Consider the following 22957-nt stretch of genomic DNA (forward strand, 5'->3'; position numbering starts at 1 on the left):
GTTGGATGTCGGGGTAAAAAGAATGTTTTGGAAGCCTTTGTGCTGTTCTCTTAAGCCATTGGAAGGTAGAGACGCAATATTTTGCGTCTTAGCGTTGAACGATTCGCCCGCGAGGAGACGCAAAATATTGCGTCTCTACCTTCCAAATAAAAAGAGCGGCCGGAGGGCCGCTCTTTTCAGGAATAACAGGTCATAAAACCGGTTTACAAAATACCGCTTACCAGGCCGGGCAGCACACCCAGCACTACCGTCAGCAAGGCCAGCAACAGCAGCGCGGCCGACTGGAAGCCGCCCACGAAAACAGGTTCGGCGGTATCCGCGTCTGCATCGCGCATGTACATGGCAATGATGGGGCGCAGGTAGTAGTAAATGCTTACCATCGACATAACCACGGCAAACACCACCAGCCAGATATAGTCATTCTCCACAGCCGCTGAGAAGATGAAGAACTTGCCGAAGAAGCCACCCGTGAGCGGAATGCCGGCCAGGGAAAGCATGGCCACCGTCATCACAAACGCCAGCAGCGGATTGGTTTTGGCCAGGCCGTTCAGGCCGTTGTAGTCCTCGCGCTGGCGGGCATCGGCCACCAGTTTCAGCACCCCGAAGGCGGCCACCGTAGCTACTGAGTACGCCAGCGAATAGAAGAAAATACCGTTGGCGGAAGCACCCTGCAACTGCCCGTTGAAAGCCACCAGACCAATCAGCAGATAGCCGGCGTGCGATACGCTGGAGTAGGCCAGCATCCGCTTCACGCTGGCCTGGGCCACTGCGCCTATGTTACCGATGAGCAGCGTGAGTACGCACATAGCCGTGAGCGTGGGCAGCCAGATACCCACCGCCGAGGCAGCCGGGAAAGCCTGCACCAACAGCTTCAGGAAAGCCGCGAAACCAGCGGTTTTCACCACCGTGCTCATAAAGGCGGCGAAGAAAGTAGGCGTGCCCTCGTACACATCGGGCGTCCAGAAGTGGAACGGCGCCGCCGATACTTTAAAGCCAATACCCATCAGCATCAGCAGCATGCCGATGTAGAGCATGGGCGTGAGCGAGGCGTTGGTTGGCATCAGCACCGCTTGCCCAATTTTATTCAGCTCAAACGTGCCGGTAGCACCATATACCAGCGCCATACCAAAGAGCAGCACGCCGGTGAAGAATGCGCCCATCAGGAAATACTTCAGGGCGGCTTCGTTGGAGCGCAGATTGCGCTTATCAGAGCCGGCCAGCACGTACATAGCCACGCTCAGGATTTCGATACCCAGGAACAGCATGAGCAGGTGGTTGTAGCTCACCATCATGATGGCGCCCACCAGCGAGAACAGCAGCAGCGAGTAGTACTCGGCCAGGTTGGCTTCGCCGTCGCGCACGTATTTCTGGGAAAAGGGTATCAGCAGCAGCGCCGTGAGCACGACAATACCAGTGAAAGCCACCGAGAAATTATCGATGACCAGCATACCGCTGAAAAAGGTCTGGGTACCGGCGTTCCAGTCGATGAAGTTTACTCCGAACACCACGGCCAGCATGAGCATAGCCGCGGGCAGCAGGAGCCGGTTGGAGCGCAGGAACCCGAGAAACAGATTCGCGAGGCCCAGAACGGAAAGTAGAATGATGGAATTCATAGTCGGCTGCGTTGTAGCGCGAAGCTCCAGCTTCGCGTATCGTTAAACGAATTCGTTGAACGATACTCGTTATGACGGTGCGTAGGAGGCGCGAAGCTGGAGCTGCGCGCTACAAGCGAATTAGCGTTTTACTACCTCGTTCAGAATATTCAGCACGCTGCCTTCCGACAGGTGCAGGAAGGTGTTCGGGAACAGGCCAATCCAGAAAACCAGTACTATGAGCGGCACCAGCAGGGCCAGCTCGGCGCCGGTCAGGTCGGTGAAGGTAGCAGTGTGCGCGGAGTCGGGGCCCAGCATCACGCGCTGGAACATGCGCAGCAGGTACACCGCCCCCAGAATGATGGTAACACCGGCTACGGCGCCCATCCAGGCGTTGTACTGGTACACGCCGGCCAGCAGCAGAAATTCACCCACAAAGCCGTTGGTGAGTGGTAAGGCTACGATGCCCAGCAGCAGCACCAGGAAGCAAACCGTGAGAACAGGAGCCTGGCGCGTGAGGCCGCCCAGATCAGGAATAAGGCGGGTGCCGGTGCGGCGCTCAATGGCGTCAGCAATGAAGAACATACCTACCACGTTGATGCCGTGGGCCAGCATCTGAATGCTGGCGCCCTGCAGGCCGATTTGTGTGAGCGAGAATACGCCGGCCGCCATCAGTCCCACGTGCGAGAGGGACGAATAGGCAATCAGGCGCTTCATGTCCTGCTGACGAATGGCAATGATAGCGCCGTAGATGATGCCGATGATGGAGAGAATCAAAACCAGATTCTGCCACTGACTCACGCCCATGGGTACCACCGGCAGCAGCCAGCGCATAGTGCCGTAGATACCCATCTTCAGCATAATGCCCGAGAGCAGCATGGTAGCCGGGGCCGGGGCCTCGGTGTAGGTATCAGGCTGCCAGGTGTGGAAGGGGAAGATGGGCATCTTCACGGCGAAGGCCGCGAAAATCAGCCAGAACAGCCAGGATTGGGTTTCGGCCGGCAGGTTCAGGTTATAGAACGAGGCCAGTTCCGAGTTATGCGCCGCAAGGCCGTTAGCCGCAGGGCCAGTCTGGAAATACAGGTACACAAAGCCCGCCAGCATAAACAGCGAGCCAACAATAGTGTAGAGGAAGAACTTGAAGGTGACGCGGGCCCGGTTAACGCCGCCCCAGATGCCGGCCAAGAAGTAAATCGGAATCAGGGCTACTTCCCAGAAGAAGTAGAACAGGAAAGCATCCTGAGCCGTGAATACGCCAATCAGGCCGGTCTGCATAAACAGCACCAGCGCATAAAAAGCCGACTCATTCTCGAAGTTGCGGCGGAAGGCACTCAGCAGAATAATTGGCACCAGGAAAGCTGTCAGCAGTACCAGTAGGAGGCTCAGGCCATCCATACCCACGTGGAAGTTGATGCCCGCGGAGGCAATCCAGTCGTGGTTGAAGGAGAGTTGCGCGGTATTGTTGCCGTTGAATGAAACAGCCGCGTAAACCGCCAGCGCAAATTCAATGAGGGCTGCGCCCAGCGCCGCCACCCGGGCCGCACGGCCTTTGAAGAAGTGCAGCAGCAGGGCGGCCGCCAAGGGCCAGAGTAAAAGAAGGACAGTGAGCATGCTTTACTGTGAGGGTGCAGTGTCGAATGGAAGCGGGGTAAGTATTATTTGCGAAGCACCTTTTTTGCAAAATCAATTATCTTCCTTTTGGCTAGATAGTTCTTTCTTCTTTTTAGAAAAGCGCTAATAGCATCTGCCAAATCGTTGCGGCCTTGTTGGCGGAATATAGGATATAGATCTTCGTAGCAAATTTCGGCGTAACGGCTGCCAATATTTATAGAGAGCAACATTTGCGGATTAACCGTATGGCTAGGAAAAGCAGTACTATCCTTGAGTTTATTAAGTGCCTCCAATTGAAACATAGTGCGGACACATTTTTCACACTGTCCACAATTGAGTCTTCCCGTATTCGCAACGCAAACGCGCATGTTATTCAGACCAACCGGCCATTCGGCGACTATCCTAGTCTTTTCCAAACGGGATAATTCCGCTCCATCATGACGGATATTAAGATATTGGCTACTAAAGTTGGTATCTAAAATGGGGTGGGAACCCCAAGGCTGCATATTAGGGATATCATAACTAGAGCCGATATAAATTGAGTCAATTTTATTGGCTAATGCTAATCCAGTAGCTGCCAGAGCGGCACCATGTGATTGATGCATCCAGAATGTAATATTATCATTCAGATAACGGATGTTAGTATAAATAGGGACTAAGTTGATACCTGCTCCGGTGGCAATTTGTTCAAGTGCCTCTAATGCTATTTCAAACTGTTGCTCATGATCGGTGTTGAGTTCATGAGATTGACCAGCAATGTCAAACCCAAAAACCATTACTCCTTCTTTTATGCGTTGGGGATGTCCTTCAGGAAATTGTAGATGATTGAGTCGCAGTGTACAGAGCGAATCTATACCACCCGAAAGGAATGAGGCCGCATATCTGGTATCACCAAGATTGTAGGATAGAGTAGATCCTGCTTCAATCTCAGGAATTGAATGACCCGGTTTGTACCAGTAAGACAACCACTGCATATTGAGAAGTAAGCCACGCTTCAGTACTGGGCAAACTACACCCTCAACTTTAATTCTCTTCTCACCGGCAAACATTGCCGGTACTATAGCCCCGGATAAAAAAGGGTCGTAGGACTTGTATAAATGGTCAGTATACTTGTTGGGTACATCGAAATAGATTGTTTGGGTCACTTGCTTACTAGTTTCCCAAACGATCTGAGCAGAAAGACGGGTCAGATTCCCGTGTGAGTTGATGGAAAGTTCCTGAATGATCATGGCGCTGAGAAGCTTGTAAATTAATGGTCAACTATAAATAATATAATGTTGAATAAGATTGATAAGTGATGGTTTTTTTCAATTAAAAGTGCAGCAGCAGGGCGGCCGCCAAGGGATAAAGCAAGAGTAAGACAGTCAGCATACGTAATCTGGATGCGGAAGAAACCGGTAGAAAAATGCCCGGCCCGGCCGTCAGAATAGAATTAGAATTTCACGAAGTTCAGCGCCAGTACCAGCACGATACCCACCACCATCAGGATGAGGTAGGTTTCCACGGAGCCGGTTTGCACGTAGCGTAGCAGCTGTCCGCCGCCCATAGTCACGCGGCCGAAGCCGTTGACAATTGGGTCGATGATGCCGTTTTCCACGAAGCGGTAGAGACCCCGCGAGAGCCACATGATGGGGCGCACGATCAGAGCATTATACAGCTCGTCGATGTAGTACTTGTGGTAAATCAGGTTTTCGAGGAAGCCGCGCGACTCACCATCTTCCACTGGGCGCACGCCGCGGCTCACGTACTGCACGTAGGCCAGGATAATGCCCAGCAAGCCGGCACCCACGGAAAGCCCAATGAGCATGTACTCCGTAGCATGGTCAACCTCGGCACCGAAAGCAGCCGGGTTCAGCTTCTGTGAGTAAGCAAAGAGGGGAGCGAGGTAGTCGGCTAGGTAGCCTTTGCCCAGCACCAGCGGCGCATTCATGAAACCACCCACGGCGGCCAGAATAGCTAGGATAATGAGCGGCAGCGTCATGCTGGCCGGTGATTCGTGCAGGTGGTGCTTCTGCTCCTCGGTGCCCCGGAACTCGCCGAAGAAGGTGAGGAACAGCAGACGGAACATATAGAAGGCCGTCAGGAAAGCGGTGAACAGGCCCACGGCGTACAGCACTTTGTTATGCTCGTACACGTGCAGCAGGATTTCATCTTTCGAGAAGAAGCCCGCGAAGGGCGGAATACCGGCAATGGCCAGGCAGCCAATCAGGAAGGTAATAAAGGTGATAGGCAGCGCCTTGCGCAGGCCACCCATGCGGCGCATGTCCTGCTCATTGCTCATGGCGTGAATCACGGAGCCCGCGCCCAGGAACATCAGCGCCTTGAAGAAGGCGTGGGTAAGCACATGGAACAGGCTGGTGCTGTACCCCATAACGCCCAGCGCCAGGAACATATAACCCAGCTGCGACACGGTGGAGTAAGCCAGCACCTTCTTAATATCGTTCTGTGCCAGACCAATAGTAGCGGCAAACAGCGCCGTGGCCGCCCCAATAATGGCAATAACTTCCAGCGTATGGGGAGCCAGTGTGAAGAGCACGTTGGCGCGCAGAATCATGTAGATACCCGCCGTTACCATGGTGGCGGCGTGAATCAGTGCCGAAACCGGGGTGGGGCCGGCCATAGCATCGGGCAACCAGGTGTAGAGCGGCAGCTGAGCCGATTTACCGGCGGCACCCACGAACAGCAGCAGCGTAATGGCCGTCACGGTCATGGTGCCAATCTGCAAGGCGCTGGCCTTCTGGAATACCTCGGCGTACTGCACCGAGTCGAAGGTGAGGTAAATCAGGAAGATGCCGAGCAGGAAGCCCAGGTCACCGATGCGGTTGATAATGAAGGCTTTCTTGGCGGCGTTGTTGTAGCTGGTGTTCTTGTTCCAGAAGCCGATAAGCAGATAGGAACAGAGCCCCACGCCTTCCCAGCCGATAAACAGAATCACGAAGTTGGCGCCCAGCACCAGCACCAGCATTGAGAAAACGAACAGGTTCAGAAAGGAGAAGAACTTGCCCACGTTCTCATCGTGGTGCATGTACCCGATGCTGTACACGTGAATCAGGAAGCCCACGCCCGTTACCAGCAGCAGCATAATCAGGCTGAGCTGGTCAATCTGGTAGGAGAAAGGAATCTGTAGGGAGCCGACGGAAATCCAGTCGAACAGCTGCACCGTGTAGGCCTGGTGGGCAGTAGCGCCGGGGGCAATCCACTGGGCCGTGGGGTGCTGAAACTCCCAGAACAGCAGGACTGAAATCAGGAAGGAGCACAGTACGGTGGCGCTGCCGATGAAGCCGGCCACGGTGCCGGAGAGCCGGCGGTTGAGCAGGCCGTTAATCAGGAAGCCCAGGAACGGCAACAGCGGAATGAGCACGTACAGCAAAGCAGAGTACGGGGCGCCGGCAGCGGGTATAACAGTTTCTTGCATAAGAGAGATGCAGAATTGTTTCAGTCCTGCAGAGCAGCGTAGGAAGCCTTAGGAGAGCTTCCGGCTGCTCAGCAAAGCAGAAGCGAAATCAGAACTTCAGGCGGTTAAGCAGATTAACGTCAGTATTCTGCAGGTTCCGGTAAATCATTACAATAATAGCCAAGCCCACCGCCACTTCGGCCGCGGCCACGGCCATAATGAAGAACACGAATACCTGTCCGTTGGGGTCGGCGCGGTAGGCGGAGAAGGCCGTCAGCAGCACGTTTACGGCGTTGAGCATCAGCTCCACGCACATAAAGATGATAATGGCATTGCGCCGGGTGAGTACGCCCAGCACGCCAATAGAAAACAGGGCAGTAGCGAAGAAGACGTAGTACTGAAGAGGAACCGTTTGGATGACCTGCGGTATGTTCTGGTCCATGCGGGAAGGCTGACGGCGGAACGAAAGTCCCGCACTACCTGGGCAGGGCGGGGCAATTAGCTGGCAAAGGTATCCTGAAAATCGGGAAATCCATACCGCCGCACTAGGGCTTTTGCCTTTGTAGCACATTAGCGGGATAAACAAATCCAGTAGCCTTTATATTCCTGCCGCTGGCTTGAACTTTACTAACATACACCTGGTTAGCATTTCCATTTTGCTATTGAATAGCTCGTAATTATACACCCGATAGAAAGGCCGCATATTACGGCGGGGCTATAAATTATACTTGTATTATATCAATGTAAGGAATGATTAAAATTATAAAAAAATGATAAAATTATAATTTCCTTACCCAGCACTATACCAAGTCATACGTTATCCAAAGTAAAGTCGCCAAATTGCACTCTGAATCTGATTTTGACTTTTCTAATTCCACTTACCTATTGCTTATGAGAAGATTACTTACTCTGTTACTGCTGATTCTCAGTAGTACATTGGCGCATGCTGCTACCTATTATACCTATATAGGTGGGGGCACGAATGGCCCGTGGAATAACGCGGCTAGCACCAAAACCTGGACAACAGACCCCACAGGCTCTGTTCTGACGAATTCTGGTGTGCCGGCTAATGGGGACGCGGTAGTAATCCTAAACGGATACACGGTTAAACTAACAGCCAGCGTTGCCACAACCGGCTTGAGCATCACTATTCAGAAAGGTGGCGTGCTGGACATGCAGAACTTTGGCTTCAGCAGCACCATTACCAAGCTGGATGGCCAGGGTCTGTTGCGTCTGGCTAGTGTGAACTTTCCTGGTATCACCACCAACAATTTTGATGATGCGGGCACCGGTACGGTAGAATACTATGATCTGGGCACGGAGAATCTGCCTACAATTGCGCAGTATAATAACCTGCTGTTCAGTAATAGCAAGCCAACGGCTATGGAAGCTTCGGTCAGAACCGGTACTACGGTGCTGGGTACCCTGACCACTAAGAAGACCGGTGCAGGCGCCCTCACACTGTCTTTAGGCGCAAATGATATAGCCGTTACTGGGGATATGACCCTGGCAGCTGGTACAATGCTTACGGGAAGTGGAGACATTACCAGCAGCGGGAATATAACCAATAACGGAACTATCAGCAGTACGGGCTCTATTACTTTCACGGGTGCCGCTAACCGCACCTTTGCAGTTAATGGCGCTACATCGTTAAAGTCCATTATAATTAACAAGGGTAGCAACGCACAGTATATATTATCCGTCACTGCCGGTGCCGCGAACTTGCTCTCCTTAACGGATACCGGGAATAACAATCCTAAAATCGATATTCAAAACGGTACCATTCAGCTGGGTAGCAATATCACTACGCAGTTAATGGTTTCAGCCAATGGTAACAATGGCTATGTCATTCCCGCTACAGCAGGCCTTTGGGTGAATGGTGCTGATATATCTGTGCCTGCCGCTGTAAATGGTGGTCTGATATCGTTGGGGAGTTTCCGTATCAGTGCAGGTACGTTCACCTCAACCGGTAACGATGGTACCGTAATTGGCGACGTAGGCAGCTATACCATAGAAGGGGGAACAGTAAATTCTGAAAAGTTCAGCCCAAAGAAGGTAGGAACGCCTGTCGGCAGCTTTGTGATGACAGGTGGTACCATGAACCTGAAGGGAACTGGTGCTAATATGAATAACCAGAAGCCCTATGCGCGCTTCTCTGTTCCGTATTCGGGACAGACGTATAGCGTAAGTGGTGGTACCATCAATGTGTACAACTCGGAAGACAGCGGCCAGGGTGCACTGTCCGCCGTGGAAATCGGAGTTGGGACCGGTAACTACTCGGTTACGGGCGGCGACTTCAATGTGATTTTGCCCGGCACCGGTATCTTCAACAATACGCAGAACATGAACATTTCCAGCACGGTGCCGTTCTGGAATTTGTCTATCTCCCGCCCGGTAGCGGGCACTGGTACGCCGGTAGCCGCCTTAGCTGCTACGGTAAATAATACCGTTCAACCGCTGGTAGTAGCGAATAATCTGATACTGGTAAGCAGCGCTAACCAACCCACCCTACAGACCAACAGCCAGAACGTAACGGTACAGGGTGACTTTGTAATTAACACTGGTACGGTGTACCTACCCGGTGCCAATGCCACCAGCTTTACCGGCAGCAAAAATCAGTCGCTGCAGATTGACGGCACCATTGGATTAACCGGCGCCTTGGGTCTGAACCAGATGGTGATGGACAAATCGAACGGTACGCTCACGCTGGCTGGTTCCTCTACTGCTTCCATGCGGGTGCGCAGCACTCTTACCTTGGCAAACGGTGTATTCAACGATGCGGGCAAAGTTCTCACGGTGCTGGGCAACGTGGTCAACTCGGCTACGCACACCAGCAGCGGCACCACCACCGGCAGCATCACGCTGGCCGGCACAGCTCTGCAAACCGTAGGCGGCGATGGGAGCGGTATCTTCGGTAACCTGATCCTCAACAACACAACGGGTGCAGCGGGCACTCTGGCCGTGCAGGCTACTGCCGATCAGACCGTAAGCGGTACGCTTACCCTGGCCAACGACCGGCTGTTCGACATCAACACGCATCGGTTATATATTACTGCAGTAAGCAAAGACGCCATTGTAGCTACTGGAGGAGCTTTCTCCAGCACGCGCATGATCCTGACTGCGGGTAACCAGAGCGACGGTGGTATTCGCAAAACCTATGGCTCGCTGGAGGCCTTTATCTTCCCCGTGGGTACGCAGGTAGGCGCCACTTATTACTATACCCCTGCCGCCATCAATCTCACGGCCGTGCCAGGTAAGTATGGGAAAATAAATGTGGCTCCGGTAAAAGTGGTGAACCCTTTCTCCACTGATAAGCCCAAAACGCTGCAGTATTACTGGAAGGTATCAGAATATGACTTTGCTGGTCTGGCTGCTAATAAGGTCGTGCACAAGTACACGGCACCCAATGCGCTGATCAGTGGGGATAAAGCTTTCTATGTAGCCGCCTACTACGACCCGGCTACCGTGACCTGGAAGACGAATAACCAGGCCAGTGATGTAGTGAAAAATGCGACCACCCTTGATATCAACTTCTCGGGCGTGAACATTAATGGGGAATACACGGCTGGTGACTACCGCACGGCCTTCGGTACCATCAACAAGTTCTACAGCCGCAAAACCGGTAACTGGAACGATGCCACTACGTGGTCGAGAACCGGCTATGATGGCGTAGCTACTACCGATGTGCCGGGTGCCGGCAACCCTGTATTCATTGGCAACAACTATACGGTAACGGTTACGGCTAACGGGGTTGCCTCCGGTAGCCTGCAGATAGATAAAGGGGCTACGCTGGATGTTGGAACTACTACCGGCCATAACTTTGGCTCCCTGCCCGAGGAAATTGTGCAGGGCTCCGGTACGCTGCGCATTGCCAGCACGGGTGCTACCGCCGTATTCCCTGGTGGTGACTTTGCTAACTTCCTGGGAACACAAGGCGGTACGGTAGAGTACTACACGGTTGGAAATACCAACTTTACACTGCCCGCCAACACCGTAGCCAGCTACTACAATCTGGTATTGAATGCCGGTGCTGGCCGCACGCTTACCCTGCCCAACCAAAACCTGCGCATTTATAATGATTTGAGCGTGGGTACCCTGGCCGGTTACACCGGTTTGGCCGCGCTCAGCGCCGGAGTGAATGGTGACCTCACGATTGGTGGCAATATAGATGTACAGAATGGCCGGCTCCAGTATGGTGCCGCCACGCGTAACGTTGTGGTAGGTGCTAATGTGCTGGTTGGATCGGGGGCTGCTTTTGGTATTGTAACCGGTACTGCAGCTAATACGCTGCAGATAGGCGGTGGCGTTACGAATAACGGCACATTTGATCTGGCACCTGCAGGTGGCAAGATTGATGTAACGTTTGTAGGTGACACGGACCAGAAAATAACCGGTACCGGTACCACCACCAGATTCAATAAGCTCACCGTTGACAAAGGCACTTCCCGCACACCGGTTATAACACTGGATGTAGCGGGTACCTTATCCGTACCAACCACTGATAATTGGCTGGTGCTGACCAATGGTACATTCAGTTTCGCCAAAACCAATACTACTATTCAGGTAAATGCCGGAGAATATACTATTGGCAACACGGCTGGACTGGCAGTAAATGGCACCGGAGCCGTTATTAATCTTGCCACGGGGGCTAACCTGCAATTGGATGGCCGCCTGAGTGCATTGGCTGGCACCATAAACGTAGGGCGCAGCATAGAATATTCCGGCGCTAGCCAGCCGGAAATTCTGGTAACCACCGGTACGCTAAACGTGGATGGCCGTATTCGTCGGCCTTTCACTACTACCCAGGGCGCTCTAACCTACACCCAGACCGGCGGAGCCGTGCTGGTACGGGGCAACAATGCTACTACTAACCTGACCCGGGCCCAGTTTGAGGTGCTGAACGCTGGCAGCTCCTTCAACATGTCAGGGGGTACGCTCACCGTGCTCAAAACATTAAGTAGTGGTACTACCGCCGATGTATACCTGCACCCGGCTGCCAGCACCGTAACGGGTGGCGAAATCATCCTGGGTACCAGTGGTGCCACGGTTGCTTCTACTCTGACGCTGGATACTTCAGTGCCCTTGTATAGCCTGAAGGTGGAGAATGGTGCCAATACCGCACAGCTGCTGCAAAATCCCCTCACGCTGAAAGGTAACCTGACTATTGGCAACGCCAATTCTATTTTTGATACCAATGGCTTCGATGTAGCGGTAGGCGGCAATTTCAGCAACGGTAACACCACCACCACTACCGGTTTGGCAGTGGGTGGTTACCGCGTGCAGACTGCTACGCAAACCACTACTTTGAACGGCTCATCCAACAACCAGCTGCTGACCGGTGCGCCCGGTAACCTGACCAACTTCGGCAACCTGGTAGTGAACAACACAAATTCCAGTGGCAAAGTAACCCTGGCTGCCAGCACCGCGCTGCGCGTGCAGGGACAGCTAACGCTTACGAAAGGCGAACTGGCGGATGGTGGCAACACTATTTCGGTGTTGGGCAATGTAGTAAACTCTGCCAGGCACAGTGGTACGGGCAAAATTGCCCTGATTGGTACGGCTGCTCAAACCATTGGTGGTAATGGCACGGGTATCTTTGGTAACCTGGAAGTGAACAATAGTAATGGCGCAACTACTCTGGTTGCCCAGCAGGTTGATGGCGTGCTTACGCTCACCAACGGCAACCTGACCATTGGCTCCAACCTCCTGAAACTGACCAATACCAGCAGTGCAGCTATTGTTGGCACAACGAATACCAAGTACATTATCACTAATGGCAACGTGGCGGATGAAGGCGTGCAAAAGGCCTTCCCGGCTTCTGCAGCTGCCCGTTTCATCTTCCCCATTGGTGTAGCTGGCAAGTATACTCCGGCTTCCTATGATGTGAATACTAATGCGGTAGCGGGTACCATCACAGTAGCGCCGGTAAACTCGGCACATCCCTCCACTACTGACAACACCAAATCAGAGCTGAAGTACTACTGGCGCGTGAATAGTACCGGATTCAGTACGGGCAGCGCATTAGCTATTCGTCACGTGTACCAGTATGTGGCTGCGGATGCTCCTGAAGAAAGCTCCTACGTAGCCGGTCGGTTCCTGATTAATGGCTGGATCCCTACTGGTGGTATCAGCTCTACTATATTGACGGCACAGCATGTTATTGCTCTCGCCAATATCACAGCAAATACGACGGTTAGCTATATTAATGGTGACTACACGGCTGGTGCATCATCGGAATTCCAGGCGGTGAAAGTGTACTACAGCCGCAACTTGGCTCCCAACATTACTACTACCGGTGCTGACTGGGCTACGGCCAGTTCCTGGACATTCCAGGCTGATGGCTCGGATGCAGCCGTGATGCCGACTGCAGGCCCTGTGGCTGGTACGCCGGTGGTAATTTTGCCAACCCACGTTATTAAAACGGCAGCCGCTGGCCAGAATGCTTCGTCACTGACGCTGAACGGAACACTGGACATCAGCAACTACACCTCCAACAACTTTGGTGTGGTAACAGGCACGGGTCGTCTGAAAATCAACTCCTCTACCTTCCCGGCCGGTAATTATGCTGACTTCACGAGCGGCACCGGTGGAACGGTAGAATATACCGGCTCCATTGTAACGCTGCCACCCCGCTCTGTCTACAATAATCTGGTGTTCTCCGGCACGGGGGCTACCAAGTCCTTGGGCAACGTGGCCTTGCAGCTGAATGGTTATATGACGATTGAGGCCGGCAACACGGTGAATAACAATGATAACATTGATGTTACGCTGCTGAATGCCGCTCAGAACTTTATCAACAGTGGTACAGTGAACCTGGGGAATGGCGCCCTTACCGTAGCGGGCTCCCTGACGAATAACGTTGCGGCCAGCCTGACGCTAGGTGGTAAAGCCACGGTAGGAGCCACGCTAACCAACACTGGCACGCTAACTTCCGCTGATGGCGAAGTAGTAGCTGCTACCCTGGTAAACTCCGGTACTTATAACACGGGGGCTGGTGCACTACGCGTAACGGCTGATCTGACCAACTCCGGTACCCTGAACGCGGAGAACCAAAGCGGCGCTATTACGGTAGGTGGTAACCTGACAACCTCCGGCATCTTCCGGGCTGGCAACGGCAACTTGACGGTAGCCGGCAACGTGTCAAACTCGGGGGCTTACTTTGCCAACGCAAACCCGCTCACCATTGGCGGCGACTTTGCTAACCTGGGCACTGGTAGCTTCAACGCGGGCACCGGCACTATTGATCTGCAAGGAAACTGGACCAACTCGGCTACTTTCATTCCCAACATGGGCACGGTACGTTTCCTGAGTAATGTGGCCCGTACGCTGGGAGGCACACAGCCTACGGCATTCTACACGGTTTACAAGCAGGGCAGCGGTTCGCTGACTATGTCGCAGAACATAACGATTGGAAACGTGCTCAACCTCAACAATGGTAACATTGTGACGGGTGCCAACACACTGGCTCTCACCAATGCTGCTACGCAGCCGGTAATTGGCCAGAGCCTGAGTGCTTACATTCTGGGTAAACTGGCCATTACGTTCCCTACCACTTCGTTTGCTGCACGTACGTTCCCGGTGGGTAACTTCAAGCCGGGTGATACCTCCACCAACTTCTATCGTCCGGTAACTATTGTGGCCCAGGGCGGTAGCACTGCAGGTACAGTAGTACAGGTAGAAATGGTGCAGACTTCGGCAACCGGTCAGGTAGCAGCAGGCTCCGGCATCTCTAACCTGTCGCGGGTGCGCTACTACAGCATTACGGCACTTAGTGGAGCAATTAGCAGCCCAACGGTACAGCTAAGCTTTAATACCAACATCAACGATGAGGAAATTAAAGTGCCCAGCAACCTGCGCGTAGCGCGGGCCACAGCGGCCGGCGGTACCTGGACAAATGAAGGCGGCGCGGGGGTATTCTCCCCGGCGGCTCCTGCCGGCTATGTTACCTCCGGGATAACCAGCATTACCAACAATTCGCTGTTTGCCCTGGCATCTACCAACCTGGTAGATAACCCCCTGAACAATTCCTACACCCCGCTGCCTGTGGAACTGGTTACCTTCACGGCGAAAGCAGTGGGTACTACAGTGCGCGTGGCCTGGGCTACTTCTATGGAGCGCAACAGCTCGTACTTTGTAGTAGAACGCTCCCTGAACGGTAAGGACTTTGAAGCGGTAGCGCAAGTTGCCGCTCAGGGCACCAGCACTACCCGCTTTGAGTATGCTGCCACTGATGCTCGTCCGTTCCAAGGCCAGTCGTACTACCGCCTGCGCCAGGTGGATAACGATGGCCGCACAGCGTACAGCGCCGTGGTAGTGGTGAAGATGGCCGGCCTTGCCAAAGCGGCGCTGCAGGCGTATCCTAACCCCGCTAAAGGCACGCAGTTCAATGTACTGGTACAGGGCCTGAAAGGCACGGCCGGCACCTTGCGCATCACCGACGGCTTTGGCCGCGAGGTGTACCGCATGGCGGTTAACCTGACGCTGGATCAGCAGGATATGCTGGTGAAGCCCGCTGCCAAGCTGGCAGCCGGCATGTACATCGTCTCGCTGCAAACGGCCGATGGCCGCTTCACGCAGAAGCTGGTAGTAGAGTAATCTACTCCTTCACTATTGCCTAAAAAGGCGGCTCCTCCTGGGGCCGCCTTTTTTATTTGAGCTGAATACCGGCCGGCCATTCTGGGTTTAGTTCTCGTACCGGATAGAAGGCACCAGGGGAGCTTCTACCTGAAAAACGTGCGGGAAAGAACCTTACCTTAGGTGCGCCATTCACCACAACCACCACCATGAGTAGCATTACGATTAGCAGCTTAGCTGAGCTGCAACAGTATGAGGGCCAGGACCTCGGTATCACGCCCTGGCATACCATCACGCAGGAGCAAATCAACCAGTTTGCCGCTGCCACGCTCGATTTCCAGTGGATTCATACTGACCCGGTGCGTGCCGCCGCTGAGTCGCCTTTCGGGGGCACCATTGCCCACGGCTACCTCACGCTGTCGTTGCTGCCTTACTTCTGGAACCAGCTGGTGCAGGTAGAAAACCTGAAGATGCAGGTGAACTACGAAATCGAAAGCTTCCGCTTCAACCAGGCTGTGCTGGTGAATACGCCAGTTCGTTTGCACGCCAAGCTTTTGGCCGTGAAAGATTTGCGCGGTATAGCTAAAGCCAACATCGGTGTAACGATGGAAATCGAAGGCAACAAGAAACCCGCCTACACAGGCGTTATTACGTTTCTGTACCACTTCCTGTAAGCGGTTATCTCCCGTTTAGAACCTGCCATTCCGAGCGGGGCGAGGAATCCGGATAAACCTACGCAACGGTTTATATCCGGATTCCTCGCCCCGTTCGGAATGACCGCTTATATCTGCCCAGAAATTTTCTGCTACCAGTAAAGTATCTTCTGGCTCTGCCCGTCTGTATCAGCAGAATGGCAACACTACCTCTCAACATCGACGACGCCTCTTTCATGACGGCCGGGCACCAGGATCAGCAGATACAGGAGGCCGTGCGCGCGCAGCGCGGCCGGCTGCTGTCGTTCATCCGCCGGCGCATTCCCGATGAGGCCGATGCCGAAGACGTTCTGCAGGACGTGTTCTACGAGTTGGTGCAGAGCTACCGCATGGTGAAGCCGGTAGAGCAGGTGGCAGCCTGGCTGTTCCGCGTGGCCCGCAACAAAATCATCGACCGGTACCGCCGCCCCAAAACCTCTTCCCTGGAAGAAGCCGCCGCCTACCACGCCACTCAGGACGCGGAAGAATCCCTGCTGCTGGCCGACGTGCTGCCCGCCGCCGACTCCTCCACCGAAACTGCCCTGGCCCGCGAGGCCATCATGGAAGCTATTCTGGATGCCCTGGATGAGCTTCCGCCCGCCCAGCGCCAGGTATTTGTGTGGCACGAATTCGAAGGTAAAACCTTCCGGCAGATGGAAGAAGAAACCGGCGTGCCGCTCAAAACCCTCATTTCGCGCAAGCACTACGCCGTGCAACAACTGCGCACCAAACTACAGGACCTCTACACCGACCTGTTCACGGATTAACTAAGCCGACGATTTTTCGGCCGTACTACTCCCTTCTCGCACCCCTCATCAAACGATATATGAACCGCTCCTTCTGGCTGCTTCGCGGCCTAAAATTTATCCTCTTTGCCGCGCTATTTGTGGCGCTGGCTGGCTTTGTGGTGATGAGCCTCTGGAACTGGCTGATGCCGGCCATCTTTGGTCTGCCACTTCTTTCCTTCGCGCAGGCCTTGGGTCTGCTGATTCTGAGCCGCATCCTGTTCGGCGGTTTTCACAAAGGTGGTGGAGGCGCCACTTGGAAAGCCCGCGCCCAGGAACACTGGCGCAACAAAATGGAAAACCGCATGCAGGGCATGACGGAAGAAGAACGGGAGAAATTCCGCCAGAAGATGCGCACCAGCTGCGGCCCGCCGTGGATGCGCATGCCGGCAGAGCAACCTAAGTCTGCTTCCCAGGCCCAGTAAACTAAAAAGCGGCGACTAAGGAATCAGTTGGCGCTTTTCATTTACTCTGCTTCGTCGTTATTGTTCATAGATTCGCGAATCCATTGGTCGCCTACAAACTGTCTAGTAGCATATTGACCTGTTGGCATGTTGAACAGCTCGTTTATTGTTAAATCATGCTTTACGACTTCTTCTAGTGCAACTATCATACAGTCATCAGTTGTAACAGAGTCGCCAGTTAAAAATTGCCAGCTGCCATCATCGTCATCGTGACAAACATATAATATAGGTCTGCCCTCAGAAAAGATCTGACGAGCAACAAACGTTGCCACATTTCTGGGTTCAAAAAACTTGAAATCAAGTTTCCTATCAAGTACTGGTTGGTCAAACTCGTACCTCTCATCGAAGCCCTCATTCCATGGAAATCGAGCTTGGTTATCAGGCCATACTAGCTGTACTGCTGGAAAATCTCCGTACTCATAAAACCAGCGTGCATAACCAAAGTAGTCAGGGATATTGCTGGATTCTACAGGCCTAAACTGAACAGGGCCCTCACTCAGAATATTGTAGTTGTCAGCATTAACCGTAATTGGATTTTCCTTTTGGATAAGCTCGGCAGCATCATTTAACATCCAGTGCATAGTGTCTGTGGGCAAACCAAAAACAATGATTTCTGGGTGGTTAAAATTCTTCCATAGTCCAATTGTATAAGCAAAAGCGGGAGTCGCGGTATCAGCTTCAAATAAGGCAACGTACCAACCATGTTCTTTGATTATTCGCTTGATTGAATCTTCTGCTTCCTGATTGTGTAGTTCGTGCTCGTCTGTAGACATTTGGGTTAAAACTGTATTGGTTAAATATAGAAAAAGCGGCGCCTGATACATCAGACGCCGCTTTCTATTTAATGTGAACCTCCTAATTAAAAATTCCGCTCGCCCAGTTCGCGCTTGCCCAGCATTACAGCGCCAACCATAGCCACAAGGAACAGCACCGAGGCCAACTCAAACGGCAGCAGGTATTGGGTATAGAGTACCATGCCCAGCTTATCTACCATGCCAATCTGGGAGTTGAAGGTAGCGGCATCATAACCCGCAGGCTGCACGTCTTTCATGGCTGCTACCATGATGAGCAGCAGCGAGCCACCGGCTACGGCAGCGGCAATTTTCGCCAGCGCCGGCTTGTGCGGCTCCGTGTCCACGTTCAGATTCAGGAACATAATCACGAACAGGAACAGCACCATAATAGCGCCGGCGTACACAATGATGTTCACGGCCGCCAGAAACTGCGCGTTCAGCAGCAGGTAGTGCCCCGACAGCGCAAAGAACGTCAGAATCAGAAACAGCACGCTGTGCACCGGGTTCTTGGCAAACACCACGCCCAGCGCGCTCAGCAGCGCCACAAAAGCCAGGAAGAGAAAAAGTGGAGACATTTCGAAAGAAGTAGCGCGAAGCTCCAGCTTCGCGTATCGTTGAACGATAATCGTTGAATCGGCGCGACTGCCACGCGAAGCTGGAGCTTCGCGCTACACTCTACACCAGCTTGGCGCGAAGCGCCTCGGCCTGCTCCGGCGTCAGCTGAATGCCGCGGATAGAGCGGGCATCTGGCGACACAGGCTCAACCAGCCGGTCTTTGCCGTAGATGAACTCGTCGCGCTCATAGCGGGGCGGGGCCATCTTATCGGGCTGGAGATACACGGCGGCTTTCGGGCAGGCTTCTTCGCAGAGGCCGCAGAAAATGCACCGCAGCATGTTGATTTCGTAGCTGATGGCGTACTTCTCCTCGCGGTAGAGGCCTTCCTCGCCTTTTTTCCGCTCGCCGGCTACCATGGTAATGGCTTCGGCGGGACAGGCTACGGCGCAGAGGCCGCAGGCGGTGCACCGTTCCCGGCCCTGCTCATCGCGCTTGAGCACGTGCAGGCCGCGGAAGATGGGGGAGAAGGGGCGCGTTTCTTCGGGGTAGCGGATGGTGGCCTTCTTCATGAAAAAGTGCCGCATCGTAATGCTCAGCCCCTGAAAAATAGCCGGCAGGTAGGCCCGCTCGGCCAGCGTCATCGGCTTTTTCTCCAGTATCTTGGCTCGGTTGGTGAGTTGCATATAATCAGTTGCGAAAACTGTCAGAATATTTGGCTGTCATGCAGAGCGCAGCGAAGCATCTCGCTAGTGTGGTATACTTCTGCAACGTCAGCACGCGAGATGCTTCGCTGCGCTCTGCATGACAGACGCGGGTACTTGAAGGTACTAAATCACGCCGAACAGGATGAGCCCGCCGGTGATGAGGATGTTTATCACGGCCAGTGGGATGAGCATAGTCCAGCCCAGGCGCATCAGTTGGTCGTAGCGGAAGCGCGGGAGGGTCCAGCGAATCCACATGAAGAAGAAGATGAAGGCGAAGATCTTCAGGAACAGACCCGCTGTGCCCAGGAAGGTAATCAGGTTCTGAGCCGAAGCCAGCGTCCAGTCGTGGTTGCTCACCAGCCAGTCGCGCAGCTCGTACTGGAAGGGGAAGTTGAAGCCGCCGAAGTACAGCACGCTCATCACGGCCGACACCACAAAGATGTTCACGTACTCCGAGAAAAGGTACAGGCCCAGCTTCATGGAAGAATACTCCGTGTGATAGCCGCCTACCAGCTCCGTTTCGCACTCGGGCAAGTCAAAAGGCGTACGGTTGGTTTCCGCGAAAGCGCACACCAGGAAGATGATAAAGCCCAAAGGCTGCTTTACGATGTTCCAGAAGTGCCACTCGCCGGCAATGGACTGCTGCAGGGTGATTTCGCGCAACGACAAGGTGCCGGAAATCATCAGCACCGCAATCAGCGACATGCCCATGGCCAGCTCGTAGCTAATGTTCTGCGAGGCCGCCCGGATAGCGCCTAGCAGCGAGAATTTGTTGTTGGAGGCCCAGCCGCCAATCATCACACCATACACGCCCAGCGAAACCACGCCGAAAATCCACAGCATGCCGATGTTCACCTCGATACCCTGCAGGAAGAAAAGGTTGTTGCCGAAGCTCACGTTGTTGCCGAACGGAATAACCGCCGACGACATCAGAGCCGTAGTCATGGCCAGGCAGGGGCCGAAGATGAACAGGGCCTTATTGGCACCGCCGGGGAAGAATTCTTCCTTCGTGAACATCTTCACGGCATCGGCCAGGGGTTGGGCCAGGCCATAGGGGCCGGCACGGTCCGGGCCTACGCGGTCCTGCAGAAACGCGGCAATGACCCGCTCAGCATAAGTGCAATACGTAGCAATCAGCAGCGAAAGCGCGAATACAACGAAGATGACGATGGATTGCCAGCCCAGGGTTGGTATTTCTATCATGGGAGAGTTTCTTGCTTAAAATCACCCTTTGAAGAGGGTGGCAGAACCGTATATACTCAGCTTAGTTACCCAGTTTCATGGGCGGATTCTGCTCCAAATCACGAATAGAGCTTTCGGGCAAATCGGCAATAACCTGCGGGTTTACCACCGGCAGCTCATAGTGGTTGGCCGAAATTACCGAAGAACGGTCGATGTGAGCCGGGCCTTCGATAGTCCAGTCAGCAGTTTCCTTTTTGTCGAAGCGACAGGTATTGCAGATCCACTCCTTTACCTCGCCGTACTCGTCCTTGCGGGCCGTTACGCGGAGCACGTCTTTGCCTTTGTACCAGAGTACCACGCGGCCGCCGCACTTCTCGTTCTCACAGTCGCGGTGCGCATTCACGGGCTTCGTGAACCACACGCGCTGCTTAAAGCGGAAGGTTTTATCGGTCAGGGCGCCCACCGGGCATACGTCGATGACGTTGCCGGAGAAGTCGTTGTCGATGATGTTCTCGATGTAGGTGCCGATTTCAGCGGCGTCGCCGCGGCCCAGTACGCCGTGCACGCGCTTGTCGGTTAGCTGGTCGGCAGTGTACACGCAGCGGTAGCACAGGATGCAGCGCGTCATGTGCAGCTGAATCAGCGGGCCAATGTCGATTTTCTCGAAGGTGCGGCGCTCCTCTACGTAGCGGGTGGTGCTCACGCCATGCTCGTAGGCGAAGTTCTGCAGGTCGCACTCGCCGGCCTGGTCGCACACGGGGCAGTCCAGCGGGTGGTTGATGAGCAGCATTTCCACAATGCCTTTGCGCACGTCCATCACCTGTTCAGACGTAGTGTTTTCCACTATCATCCCATCCTGCACGGGCGTAACGCACGAGGCCACCAGCTTGGGCATGGGGCGCGGGTCCTTGGCCGAGCCAGCGGCTACGCGCACCAGGCAGGCGCGGCACTTGCCGCCCGAGCCTTTCAGGGGCGTGTAGTAGCACATGGCCGGGGCACAATGCTGCCGCCAATCTGGCGGGCTGCGTTGAGGATGGTGGTTCCGTCCGGAACTTCCACCTCGATGCCGTCGAAGGTTATTTTAGCCATTGGGGGTATCGCACATTAAAAGTACGCCGGTCATGCTGAGCTTGTGGAAGCATCTCGCGTGGTGACGTATGATTAGTAAGCTAACGATGCCGGGCGAGTTGCTTCCACAAGCTCAGCATGACGTTCAATTTTAAACCAGCACTGCTTTGCCGGGGAAGACCGCGCCGGGCTGCACGGCTTCTTTGGCGTTGGTCACGTGCCATTCAAACTCGTGGCGGAAGTGGCGCACGGCGGCGGCTACCGGCCAGGCAGCCGCTTCGCCCAGCGGGCAAATGGTGTTGCCTTCAATTTGCTTGGCTACACTCACCAGCAGGTCGATGTCTTCCATGCGGCCGTGCCCGTACTCCAGGCGGTGGAGTACTTTTTCCAGCCAGCCCGTACCCTCACGGCAGGGCGAGCATTGCCCGCACGACTCGTGGTGGTAGAAGCGGGAGAAGTTCCAGGTGTTGCGCACAATGCAGGTCGTCTCGTCCATGGCAATAAAGCCACCGGAGCCCAGCATAGTGCCCGTCACGAAACCACCATCCGAGAGTGACTCGTAGGTCATCAGGCGGTTTTCACCGGCGGCCGTTTTCAGGATCAGCTCTTTGGGCAGAATCGGTACGGAAGAGCCACCGGCTACTACCGCCTTCAGCTCCCGGCCTTTCCAGATGCCGCCGCAGTACTCATCGGAATAGATGAATTCTTCAACGGGCAGACCCAGCTCAATTTCGTAGATACCGGGCTTGTTGAGGTGGCCGCAGGCCGAAATCAGCTTGGTACCGGTGCTCCGGCCAATCCCGATTTTAGCGTACTCCTCACCGCCCTCGTTCACAATCACCGGCACGGCGGCAATGGACTCCACGTTGTTCACCACCGTGGGGCGGGCGTACAGGCCCTGCACCGCCGGGAATGGGGGCTTGTTGCGCGGGTTGCCACGCTTGCCTTCCAGGGATTCCAGCAGCGCCGTTTCCTCACCGCAGATGTAGGCGCCGCCACCGGGGTGCACGTACAGGTCCAGATCGTAGCCTGAGCCGAGGATGTTCTTGCCCAGGTAACCGGCCGCGTAAGCTTCGGCAATGGCTTTTTCCAGGATACGCAGCACGTACAACAACTCGCCGCGGATGTAGATGTACGAGGTGTTGGCACCCAGCGCGTAGGAGCTCGTAATCATGCCCTCGATGAGCAGGTGCGGCAGCTTCGACATCAGCTGGCGGTCCTTGAAGGTGCCCGGCTCCGATTCGTCGGCGTTGCAGACCAGGTAGCGCGGCACGCCCTCGGGCTTGGCCAGGAAGCTCCACTTCATGCCCGTGGGGAAGCCAGCGCCGCCGCGGCCCCGCAGGCCCGACTTCTTCACTTCTTCCACCACCTCCTCAGGCGTCATGGTTTTGATGGCCTTCTCCACCGAGCGGTACCCGCCATGCTTGCGGTATACCTCCAGGGTTTCGATGCCTTCAACGTTAATATGTTCGGTCAGCAGTTTGCGTCCCATTGGTCTTGAAGCTGTTAGCTATTGGCTGATGGCTGTTAGCTAGGGTAAG

Annotated in this window: 14 protein-coding genes and 1 pseudogene; 4 read left to right on the plus strand and 11 right to left on the minus strand. The window is 54.4% G+C overall.

Features of this window, described 5'->3' with window-relative positions; translation table 11 throughout:
- Window positions 1–203: 203 nt before the first annotated feature.
- The 5 genes from PK28_RS04525 to nuoK all read right to left on the minus strand — a co-directional run bounded on the left by PK28_RS04525 (window position 204) and on the right by nuoK (window position 7039).
- On the minus strand, window positions 204–1613 hold the full coding sequence (locus PK28_RS04525) for an NADH-quinone oxidoreductase subunit N (RefSeq protein WP_044511857.1): 1410 nt from the start codon (window positions 1611–1613) through the stop codon (window positions 204–206).
- A 120-nt stretch (window positions 1614–1733) separates the two neighbouring features.
- Window positions 1734–3203 carry a complex I subunit 4 family protein gene (locus PK28_RS04530; RefSeq protein WP_044511859.1) on the minus strand — a complete coding sequence of 490 codons (1470 nt, stop codon included), beginning with the start codon at window positions 3201–3203 and terminating at the stop codon, window positions 1734–1736.
- A gap of 44 nt (window positions 3204–3247) precedes the next feature.
- Window positions 3248–4432, minus strand: coding sequence for a hypothetical protein (locus PK28_RS18845; RefSeq protein ID WP_048825590.1), 1185 nt, complete (start codon window positions 4430–4432; stop codon window positions 3248–3250).
- Between the two features lie 203 nt (window positions 4433–4635).
- The gene (nuoL, locus tag PK28_RS04540; protein ID WP_044511861.1) at window positions 4636–6618 is read right to left on the minus strand and encodes an NADH-quinone oxidoreductase subunit L; all 1983 of its coding nucleotides are present in this window, start codon (window positions 6616–6618) and stop codon (window positions 4636–4638) included.
- Window positions 6619–6706: 88 nt separating this feature from the next.
- The gene (gene nuoK, locus PK28_RS04545) at window positions 6707–7039 is read right to left on the minus strand and encodes an NADH-quinone oxidoreductase subunit NuoK (protein WP_044511864.1); all 333 of its coding nucleotides are present in this window, start codon (window positions 7037–7039) and stop codon (window positions 6707–6709) included.
- Window positions 7040–7734: 695 nt separating this feature from the next.
- On the opposite strand from nuoK, the gene PK28_RS04550 reads away from it, so the two are divergent.
- The 4 genes from PK28_RS04550 (at window position 7735) to PK28_RS04565 (ending at window position 17073) form a co-directional block, all read left to right on the plus strand.
- Entirely contained in the window at window positions 7735–15192 is a 7458-nt protein-coding gene (locus PK28_RS04550) for a T9SS type A sorting domain-containing protein (RefSeq protein ID WP_044511867.1), read from the plus strand.
- A gap of 188 nt (window positions 15193–15380) precedes the next feature.
- Window positions 15381–15845 carry a MaoC family dehydratase gene (locus PK28_RS04555; RefSeq protein WP_044511870.1) on the plus strand — a complete coding sequence of 155 codons (465 nt, stop codon included), beginning with the start codon at window positions 15381–15383 and terminating at the stop codon, window positions 15843–15845.
- A 176-nt stretch (window positions 15846–16021) separates the two neighbouring features.
- Entirely contained in the window at window positions 16022–16630 is a 609-nt protein-coding gene (locus tag PK28_RS04560; RefSeq protein WP_197070478.1) for an RNA polymerase sigma factor, read from the plus strand.
- Between the two features lie 59 nt (window positions 16631–16689).
- Window positions 16690–17073, plus strand: a complete 384-nt coding sequence (locus tag PK28_RS04565; RefSeq protein WP_044511874.1) for a hypothetical protein — start codon at window positions 16690–16692, stop codon at window positions 17071–17073.
- 41 nt (window positions 17074–17114) lie between these two features.
- Here the strand turns inward: PK28_RS04565 and PK28_RS04570 are convergent, their stop codons facing one another.
- The 6 genes and pseudogenes from PK28_RS04570 to nuoF all read right to left on the minus strand — a co-directional run bounded on the left by PK28_RS04570 (window position 17115) and on the right by nuoF (window position 22908).
- A complete protein-coding gene (locus tag PK28_RS04570; RefSeq protein ID WP_044511876.1) occupies window positions 17115–17885 on the minus strand; it encodes a DUF4262 domain-containing protein in 771 nt (256 codons plus the stop codon).
- Between the two features lie 86 nt (window positions 17886–17971).
- Window positions 17972–18481, minus strand: a complete 510-nt coding sequence (locus PK28_RS04575) for an NADH-quinone oxidoreductase subunit J family protein (RefSeq protein WP_044511878.1) — start codon at window positions 18479–18481, stop codon at window positions 17972–17974.
- 100 nt (window positions 18482–18581) lie between these two features.
- Window positions 18582–19145 carry a NuoI/complex I 23 kDa subunit family protein gene (locus PK28_RS04580; RefSeq protein WP_044511880.1) on the minus strand — a complete coding sequence of 188 codons (564 nt, stop codon included), beginning with the start codon at window positions 19143–19145 and terminating at the stop codon, window positions 18582–18584.
- A gap of 144 nt (window positions 19146–19289) precedes the next feature.
- On the minus strand, window positions 19290–20369 hold the full coding sequence (gene nuoH, locus PK28_RS04585; protein ID WP_052430518.1) for an NADH-quinone oxidoreductase subunit NuoH: 1080 nt from the start codon (window positions 20367–20369) through the stop codon (window positions 19290–19292).
- A gap of 61 nt (window positions 20370–20430) precedes the next feature.
- Window positions 20431–21437: pseudogene (locus PK28_RS04590) on the minus strand (NADH-quinone oxidoreductase subunit G).
- 130 nt (window positions 21438–21567) lie between these two features.
- Window positions 21568–22908 carry an NADH-quinone oxidoreductase subunit NuoF gene (nuoF, locus tag PK28_RS04595; protein WP_044511882.1) on the minus strand — a complete coding sequence of 447 codons (1341 nt, stop codon included), beginning with the start codon at window positions 22906–22908 and terminating at the stop codon, window positions 21568–21570.
- Between the last annotated feature and the right edge of the window lie 49 nt (window positions 22909–22957).

Origin of the sequence: Hymenobacter sp. DG25B (genome assembly GCF_000801315.1) — a bacterium.
In the GTDB taxonomy this organism is placed as follows: Bacteria; Bacteroidota; Bacteroidia; order Cytophagales; family Hymenobacteraceae; genus Hymenobacter.